Genomic DNA, 7570 nt, shown 5'->3' with positions numbered 1-7570 from the left:
CAGGGGCAGGTCGGTGGCCGCCGCCATCTCGCGCAGGTGGGCCATCATCCCTTCGCGGCCGACGGCACCATCCGTCAGTCCGCAGGAGAAAGCGTGGCCTGCGCCCGTGGACGCCAGGGCCTTGAAGCCCATCCGGGCCAGCAGCCGCGCCGAGCCTGCGTCCCAGGGGTTGGGGATGACGAAGCAGCCGGGGTCGGCATGGAGTTGCCGGAAGGCGATTGCCCGGGCGGTGAGCGTGTCGGTCATGGTCGGTGTGCTCCTGTGGGGGGAAGGACGTGGGGGCTCGGGCGGTGGCCGGGGCTGCGACCCCTTCCGTGTTCGTCGCGCCTCGCATTCCTGATATTCAGATCAGGGACATGGCTTGCGTGATCGTTCGTGAGCTGATTAGACTGGCTTGGGCGCCAGCCTTCAAACCACTTTTTCGATCTATTTGCATGAGGTTATGGAATGTCAATTGCGCTTGTTCGGCTTCCGTCCCTGGATCTGATCCGCGGCTTTGTGGCGGTTGGGCGGCGCATGAGCATCACCCTGGCGGCCCATGACCTGTGCCTGACCCAGTCGGCGGTGAGCCGCCAGGTGCTGGCCCTGGAGGACATGCTTGGTGTGCGCCTGCTGGTGCGGGGGCATCGCGCCATCGCGTTCACCCCGGAGGGCGAACGTCTGTTTCGCAGTGCCGACGGGGCCATCCAGCAGCTGCAGGATGTGATCGGCGCGATCCGGGTCACGGCGGCGTCCCGGCCCGTGACCGTGACCACCAGCATTGGCGTGGCCGGCCTGTGGCTGCTCCCCCGGCTGGGGGATTTTCTGCGCCGCCATCCGGGCATCGACGTGCGCCTGTCCGCCACCAACACCCTTGCCGACCTGCGCTTCGACGGGCTGGATCTGGCCATCCGCTACTGTGCGCCGGAGGCGGCCCCGGAGGGGGCGATCCGCCTTTTCGGCGAGACCGTGGCGCCGGTGGCCCATCCTTCCCTGGGCCTGACCGAGCTGAACACGCCCGAGGGGCTCGAAGGCCAGGTGCTGCTCGAATTCGACGGGGAGTATCGCCCCTGGTTGCAGTGGAGCGAGTGGCTGGCCAGTCAGGGGTGGGGGGCGCTCAAGCCCCGCGGCGTGCTGCGCTTCAATCAGTACGATCAGATGATCCAGGCGGCGATTGCCGGTCAGGGTGTGGCCCTCGGGCGTCTCGAGCTGATCGGGCTGGCCCTGGCCGATGGGCGGCTGGCGCGCTGCGATCTGCCCCGCCCGGGGCCGGTGTCCGCTAGTGCCTACTGGTTGCTGCGCGGCGAGGCCGCACCCCGCGCCGAGGTGGAAGAGGTGGTGCGCTGGATTCTTGCCGAGGCGGGGGCCGAGGGCTAGCCGGTGCGTTCGTGCTCCCCGTTGTCGGCGGTGTGCTGCAGAGGGCCGGTGTGGACACCTTTGACATTCGTAATAAGAATGTCAAAGGTGTCCATTCGTCGTTTGAGAATCCTGCATGGCTGGCTTTAAATGGGGGTGTTCCGGCTGTATTCAGGTGGCAGCCGGTTGCTTTTACCCATGCTGGGAGCGAATTCATTGTGTTTTCGCCCCAGCCTTGTCAAGGAGCTCCCATGCGAATCCAGGCATCCCGAAATCCGGCATCCCGCGTCCCGGTCCCCCAGCCCGCCCCGTTTGCACCGTCCCTGCCGAGGCTGCCGGGGGTGGTGGCCAGCCTTGGCTATCTGGGGGCCACGCCCGAGCGGCCCTTCAACTACATGTATCAGCCGCCGGCGGGCACCCCCTGGCAGAACTGCGAATACGCCCTGCAGCGCATGCACGTGGCGGATGCTCGTGCCATCGCCGCCCGCCCCTCCATTGACCGGGAGGGCTATGAGCTGTGGGACGCGCCGACCGGCGTGGCTGACTTTACCGATGAAGCGGCGATCCGCCGTTACTACTACGCCGAAGCCGCCGAGCTGGCGCGATGGGTCACCGGGGCGCGGCAGGCCTGGGTGTTCGATCATCTGGTGCGCCGTCGTGAGGCCGGGCGCCCGGCCCTCGGGTTCGGCCGCCAGGGTGACGGCAGCAACCCGGCGGCGGTGGGCCGCGTGCATAACGACTACAGCGAGGCCTCCGGACGGCGCCGGCTGGAGCTGGTGCTCACCGACCCCGCGGAACTGGCCCGGGTGGAGCGTTTTGCCATCGTCAATATCTGGCGCTCGATCCGCGGCCCGGTGCTGGACACGCCCCTGGCCGTCTGCGACGCCCGTTCGGTGTCGTCCCGCGACCTGGTGGCGGCTGAGATCCGCTACCCGGAGCGCACGGGCGAGATCTACCTGGTCCGCCACGCCGCCCGCCATCAGTGGGCCTACTTCCCGGGCATGGACCGTCACGAGGCCCTGATCTTCAAGCAGTACGACTCCCAGATCAACGGTACGGCCCGCTTCACGCCCCATTCGGCCTTCGACCTGCCCGACGTTCCCGCCGATACCCCGCTCCGGGAGAGCATCGAAGTGCGTTGCCTGGTCGTTTTCGAGTGAAGGAGCCCGCCATGAGCCCATCCCCCTGCGCCCCCGCGCCCCTCATCGAGTTCTGGTTCGAGTTCGGCAGCAACTACAGCTACCCCAGCGTGATGCGCATTGAAGCGGCGGCGGCCCGGCTTGGCGTCCGGGTGGCCTGGAAGCCCTTCATGCTCGGCCCGATCTTCCGTGAGCTGGGCATGGACAACTCCCCCTTCGTGCTGCAGAAGGAAAAGGGTGCCTACATGTGGCACGACATCGCCCGGGAATGCCGCAAGTACGGCCTGCCCTGGACGCGCCCGAGCACCTTTCCACGCCTGGGCGTGCTGCCCCTGCGGGTGGCCATCCAGGGGGCGGACGCCCCGTGGATGGGGGCGTTCTGTCAGCGGGTGATGCAGCTCAACTTCGTGCACGACCAGGACATCAACCACCCCGAACCCCTCGCCGCCATCCTCACCGAACTGGGCCTGCCGGCGGCCGAACTCCTTGCCCGCGCCGGTGCGGAGGAGATCAAGGCCCGTCTGCGCGAGCAGACTGCCGAAGCCCGTGCCCGGGGCATCTTCGGGGCCCCCACCTTCTTTGTCGGCGACGAGATGTTCTGGGGCAACGACCGTCTTGATGACGCCCTCGCCCTGGCCGCATCGCAAGGGGTACGGCCATGAACGCCTCCAGCCCACGGGAGGCGATCTGGCTGGAACAAGGCTATCGCCCGTGGCCTGCCGCGGGCGGCTTTCTGCCCGCCAACGCCCGGCTCTTCCACCGGGAGGACGGTGCCCACCTGCGTTTCCGCGTAGAACTGGGCCCCGCCCACTGCAACGGCAGCGGGCGGGTGCATGGTGGTTTCATCGCCACCTTGGCGGACGTTTGGCTGGGCTACAACCTGGCCCGACGCCTGGCGCCCGAGGTGCGCTTCGTCACCGCCAGCCTGCAGGTGGACTATCTGGGCGCGGTGGCCGCCGGAGACTGGCTGGAGAGCGAGATCGACTGGGTTCGCACCGGTGGGAAGCTGAACCACGCCGCCGGCCGTATCCGGTCCGGCGACGGACGCCTGGTCACGGCCATGCGGGCGAGCTTTGTCAGCCTGGACGCCTAGCCGCGCAGGCGCGCCACCTTGCCGGCAAGGGCCTGCATCTGCTCCTTGACCAGCTTGCCCAGGCGTTCGTCGGTCAGATTGCCGTCGGCATCGAAGGCGCCGGCGAAGGCGTTGGCGAAGACCTCCGGCTTGTTCAGGGGCTGCAGGTCGAGAAACACGCAGACCTGACGCAGGTGATACTGGGCGCGGGACGTGCCCATGCCGCCACCGGCGCCCATGATGGCCACGGCCTTGCCGGCGAGCAGGGCGTTGTCGGGTTCCCGGGAAGCCCAGTCGAGGATGTTCTTGAGGGCCGGGGCCATGGAGTAGTTGTACTCGGTGCACGCCAGTACCAGGGCGTCGGCGGCGGCCAGTTGGGCCAGCACGCGGCTGACCGCGGCGGGTTTTTCGGCGATGTCGGCGTTATAGAAGGGGATGTCGCCAAGCTCGGCGATTTCCATGCTGACGCCTTCCGGCAGACTGGCCTGCGCTGCTCGCAGCAGACCCTTGTTGGTGGATTTTTCGCGCAGGCTGCCGGCGATGCCGAGGAGTTTGACGGACATGGTGTATTCCTTCTCTGTGGTGTGGGTAAGGGGAGGGCCGGGCACAATATCGAAACCCGGATATCGCTTATAGGCCGCCGTGGGTGCCGTTTGGCGCCGGGCGCTCTAAACTCGCCCCATCGTCGTCAGTGACGATCCAGCACACCCTACGCGGGCCGCGCCTTCGCCTTTGCCTGTGACAGCGCCCGCAGCCCTTGCGTTCGGCGTGCCGGATACACCAAGGAGCCCCATCGTCATGCCAGTACCACCCGCCTATCCCCGCGACCTCGTCGGCTACGGCCGCAACCCGCCGTTTGCCGACTGGCCGGGGCGGGCGCGGGTGGCGGTGCAGTTTGTCCTCAACTACGAAGAGGGGGCCGAGAACAGCGTGCTCCACGGTGACGCCGGGAGCGAGCAGTTTCTCTCCGAACTCTTCAACCCGGCCAGCTTCCCCGGGCGCCATCTCTCCATGGAGGGCATCTACGAATATGGTTCCCGGGTCGGTGTGTGGCGCATCCTGCGGGAGTTCGAGCGGCGTGCTCTGCCCCTGACCGTCTTTGGTGTGTCCATGGCCCTGCAACGTCACCCCGAACTCACCGCCGCCTTCCGCGAGCTTGGCCACGAGATCGCCTGCCACGGCTGGCGCTGGATCCACTACCAGGACGTGGATGAAGCCACCGAGCGCGAGCACATGCGCGTCGGCATGGCCATCATCGAGCAGCTCACCGGGGAGCGTGCCCTGGGTTGGTACACGGGGCGCGATTCCCCCAACACCCGGCGTCTGGTGGCCGACTACGGGGGCTTTCTGTATGACTCGGACTACTACGGTGACGACCTGCCCTTCTGGACCGAGGTGCAGAAGACTGACGGCAGCCGCGTGCCCCACCTGGTGGTGCCCTATACCCTCGACACTAACGACATGCGCTTTGCCCTGCCCCAGGGCTTTTCCCATGGCGACGAGTTCTTTGAATACCTGCGCGACGCCTTTGACGTGATGTACGCCGAGGGCGACGAGCGCCCGGCCATGCTCAGCGTGGGCATGCACTGCCGCCTGCTCGGCCGACCCGGCCGCTTCAGGGCCTTGCAGCGCTTCCTTGACCACATCGAAAGGCACGACCGGGTATGGGTGTGCCGCCGGGTGGACATTGCCCGTCACTGGATCGCCAGACACCCCGGCCCTACCCCGGCCTGACCGAGAACCCAAGGAGATTTCCCCATGGCCAGCCATACCCCCGGCGCCCCCGTTTTTGCGCCCCCCGCCGACCTGCCCGAATGGGCCCTGCGTTCGGTGGACCTCGCCAGTCCGCGCCTCGGCGCCAAGGCCCTGTTTGCCTCCGACGATTTCTTTGCCGAGGTCGGACGCATGCTCAACCCCGAGCCGGCCCAGTTCGTGCCCGGCAAGTTCGACACCAACGGCAAGTGGATGGACGGCTGGGAGTCCCGCCGCAAGCGTGTCGCCGGCCACGACTGGGCGCTGGTCAAGCTGGGCGTGAAGGGCATCATCCGTGGTTTCGACGTGGACACCAGCCACTTCACCGGCAACTACCCGCCGGCCGTGTCCATCGAGGCCACCGTATCGGCCAGCGACGACGTCGACGTGCTCAAGGGCGCTGGCTGGACCGAGATCCTGCCCGCCACCGCCCTCGGCCCCAGCAGCCACCACCTCATCGAGTGCGCCAGCGGCGAGGCCTGGACCCACCTGCGGGTCAACATCTACCCGGATGGCGGCATCGCCCGCCTGCGCGTCTATGGCCGCCCGCTGGGCTCCCTCGAAACCCTCGGCCCCGACGCCGTGATCGACCTGGTGGCCATGGAGAACGGCGGCCGCGCCGTGTCGTGGAACGATGCCAGCTTCGGCTCCAGCGTGGCGGCGCTGATGCTCCCCGGCCGCGGCCAGAACATGGGTGACGGCTGGGAGACCCGCCGCCGCCGCGAGCCCGGCAACGACTGGTGCGTGCTTGAGCTGGGCGCCCCCGGCACCGTGGAACGGATCGAGGTGGACACCGCCTTCTTCAAGGGCAACTACCCCGACCGCTGCTCCATCCAGGCCGCGTATGTGGCCGGCGGCACCGACCGCTCCATCACCACCCAGTCCATGTTCTGGCAGACCCTGCTGCCCGAACAGAAACTGCAGATGGACGCCGTGCACAGCTTCAGCGACGAGATCGCCCGGCTCGGCCCCATCACCCACGTTCGTTTCAACATCTTCCCCGACGGTGGCGTGTCGCGCCTGCGCCTGTGGGGCAAGGTGAACAAGAAGGGTGCCTGATGCGCTCCGTCACGCTCACTCCCGAGGCGCTCAGCGCCGAGGCCTTCGCGCCCTTCGGGCAAGTCATCGAGGCCAGCGACGCGGCGCGCCACTTCACCATCAACGGCGGCAATACCGAGCGTTACCACGACCTGGCCGAGATCGAACCCGGCCCTGACGGCAAGGTCATCCTGTCCATCTTCCGCGGCCAGCCCCGCACGCTGCCCTTTGCCGTGGAGATGATGGAGCGCCACCCCCTGGGCAGTCAGGCCTTCGTGCCCCTGTCCGGCAAGCCCTACCTAGTGGTGGTCGCCCCTGCCGGCGAGCCGCCGGGCGTGGCCGCGCTGCGGGTCTTCCTGGCCCGGGGCGATCAGGGGGTCAACTACGCCCCGGGCGTGTGGCATCACCCCTTGCTGGCGCTGGACGCGGTGTGCGACTTTCTGGTGGTGGATCGCAGCGGTACCGCACCCAACTGCGACGAGGTGCGCGTCGACCCGCCGGGGCTGATCGTGGCCTGAAGTGACGCGCCCCGTGGGGCCGAATGCGAAAATAGCCGATCCGTCCCGGTCGCCATGGAGTGTGTGAAAAAAGCGTCGCGGGCGGTTCGAGTTCGCCCCGAGAAGCGCAGCCATGCAAGGGTACGGTGAGCATCGTAAGGGCGAAATCGGGCTGCACCGTAGATGTATTCACACCCTTGGACGGGGGGCTGTCGGGTCGACTTCAGTCGACCCACGCCGGGCAGCGTCTCATCGACCAAAGGACAGAACATGACTTCCTCGTTCCCCCGCGATCTGCTCCAGGCCCTATTCGCCGCGGCGGTGAATGCCGCCCAGCCCGAGCACTGCATCCCCCGTTTCCTGCCGGCACCGCCCAGGGGCCGCACCTTGGTGATCGGCGCCGGCAAGGCCTCGGCGGCCATGGCCCGGGTGCTGGAGCAGCACTGGCCGGGTGAGCTGTCGGGCCTGGTGGTCACCCGATACGGCTACGCCGTGCCCTGTGAGCGCATCGAGATCGTCGAGGCCGCCCACCCGGTGCCCGACGCCGCCGGCCGCGAGGCCGCCGGGCGCTTGCTCGAGCTGGTGCAGGGCCTGAGCGCCGACGACCTGGTGATCTGCCTGATCTCCGGCGGCGGCTCGGCCCTGCTGCCGCTGCCGGGGGAGGGCGTCAGCCTGGAGGATAAGCAGGCCATCAACCGGGCCCTGCTCAAGTCCGGCGCCACCATCTCGGAGATGAA

At 68.0% G+C, this 7570-nt stretch carries 10 protein-coding genes; 8 read left to right on the top strand and 2 right to left on the bottom strand.

The genetic code is table 11. The annotated features are described in order from the left end of the window. On the bottom strand, window positions 1-246 hold a 246-nt coding region (locus J0L98_RS20670; RefSeq protein WP_296414021.1), incomplete at its 3' end, for an isocitrate lyase/phosphoenolpyruvate mutase family protein. 201 nt (window positions 247-447) lie between these two features. Here J0L98_RS20670 and J0L98_RS20665 point away from each other — a divergent pair. The 4 genes from J0L98_RS20665 to J0L98_RS20650 all read left to right on the top strand — a co-directional run bounded on the left by J0L98_RS20665 (window position 448) and on the right by J0L98_RS20650 (window position 3567). Continuing rightward, the gene (locus J0L98_RS20665; RefSeq protein WP_296414020.1) at window positions 448-1356 is read left to right on the top strand and encodes a LysR substrate-binding domain-containing protein; all 909 of its coding nucleotides are present in this window, start codon (window positions 448-450) and stop codon (window positions 1354-1356) included. A gap of 230 nt (window positions 1357-1586) precedes the next feature. After that, entirely contained in the window at window positions 1587-2495 is a 909-nt protein-coding gene (locus J0L98_RS20660) for a CmcJ/NvfI family oxidoreductase (RefSeq protein WP_296414017.1), read from the top strand. 11 nt (window positions 2496-2506) lie between these two features. Beyond that, a complete protein-coding gene (locus tag J0L98_RS20655; RefSeq protein WP_296414014.1) occupies window positions 2507-3136 on the top strand; it encodes a 2-hydroxychromene-2-carboxylate isomerase in 630 nt (209 codons plus the stop codon). Further along, window positions 3133-3567, top strand: coding sequence for a PaaI family thioesterase (locus J0L98_RS20650; RefSeq protein ID WP_296414012.1), 435 nt, complete (start codon window positions 3133-3135; stop codon window positions 3565-3567). Before J0L98_RS20655 ends, J0L98_RS20650 begins: the two co-directional genes overlap by 4 nt. Here J0L98_RS20650 and J0L98_RS20645 read toward each other — a convergent pair. Continuing rightward, entirely contained in the window at window positions 3564-4109 is a 546-nt protein-coding gene (locus J0L98_RS20645; RefSeq protein WP_296414010.1) for an NADPH-dependent FMN reductase, read from the bottom strand. The genes J0L98_RS20650 and J0L98_RS20645 overlap by 4 nt on opposite strands. 235 nt (window positions 4110-4344) lie before the next feature. Between J0L98_RS20645 and puuE the strand changes: the two genes are divergently transcribed. From puuE to J0L98_RS20625, 4 genes are all read left to right on the top strand, one after another. Next, on the top strand, window positions 4345-5280 hold the full coding sequence (puuE, locus tag J0L98_RS20640; RefSeq protein WP_296414008.1) for an allantoinase PuuE: 936 nt from the start codon (window positions 4345-4347) through the stop codon (window positions 5278-5280). 24 nt (window positions 5281-5304) lie between these two features. Then, window positions 5305-6357, top strand: a complete 1053-nt coding sequence (gene alc, locus J0L98_RS20635) for an allantoicase (RefSeq protein ID WP_296414007.1) — start codon at window positions 5305-5307, stop codon at window positions 6355-6357. After that, window positions 6357-6854, top strand: a complete 498-nt coding sequence (locus tag J0L98_RS20630) for an ureidoglycolate lyase (protein WP_296414004.1) — start codon at window positions 6357-6359, stop codon at window positions 6852-6854. Before alc ends, J0L98_RS20630 begins: the two co-directional genes overlap by 1 nt. Window positions 6855-7103: 249 nt before the next feature. Beyond that, the coding region (locus J0L98_RS20625; RefSeq protein WP_296414002.1) for a glycerate-2-kinase family protein at window positions 7104-7570 on the top strand (467 nt) is incomplete at its 3' end.

The sequence above is a fragment of the Zoogloea sp. genome, assembly GCF_017302315.1.
Taxonomy (GTDB): Bacteria; Pseudomonadota; Gammaproteobacteria; order Burkholderiales; family Rhodocyclaceae; genus Zoogloea.
This window is presented reverse-complemented; position numbering and strand designations above follow the sequence as displayed.

Coding starts and splice junctions, on each gene's coding strand:
- J0L98_RS20650 (WP_296414012.1), top strand. CDS start 3,133: ATGAACGCCTCCAGCCCACGGGAGGCGATCTGGCTGGAACAAGGCTAT.
- J0L98_RS20665 (WP_296414020.1), top strand. CDS start 448: ATGTCAATTGCGCTTGTTCGGCTTCCGTCCCTGGATCTGATCCGCGGC.
- J0L98_RS20630 (WP_296414004.1), top strand. CDS start 6,357: ATGCGCTCCGTCACGCTCACTCCCGAGGCGCTCAGCGCCGAGGCCTTC.
- J0L98_RS20655 (WP_296414014.1), top strand. CDS start 2,507: ATGAGCCCATCCCCCTGCGCCCCCGCGCCCCTCATCGAGTTCTGGTTC.
- alc (WP_296414007.1), top strand. CDS start 5,305: ATGGCCAGCCATACCCCCGGCGCCCCCGTTTTTGCGCCCCCCGCCGAC.
- J0L98_RS20660 (WP_296414017.1), top strand. CDS start 1,587: ATGCGAATCCAGGCATCCCGAAATCCGGCATCCCGCGTCCCGGTCCCC.
- J0L98_RS20645 (WP_296414010.1), bottom strand. CDS start 4,109: ATGTCCGTCAAACTCCTCGGCATCGCCGGCAGCCTGCGCGAAAAATCC.
- puuE (WP_296414008.1), top strand. CDS start 4,345: ATGCCAGTACCACCCGCCTATCCCCGCGACCTCGTCGGCTACGGCCGC.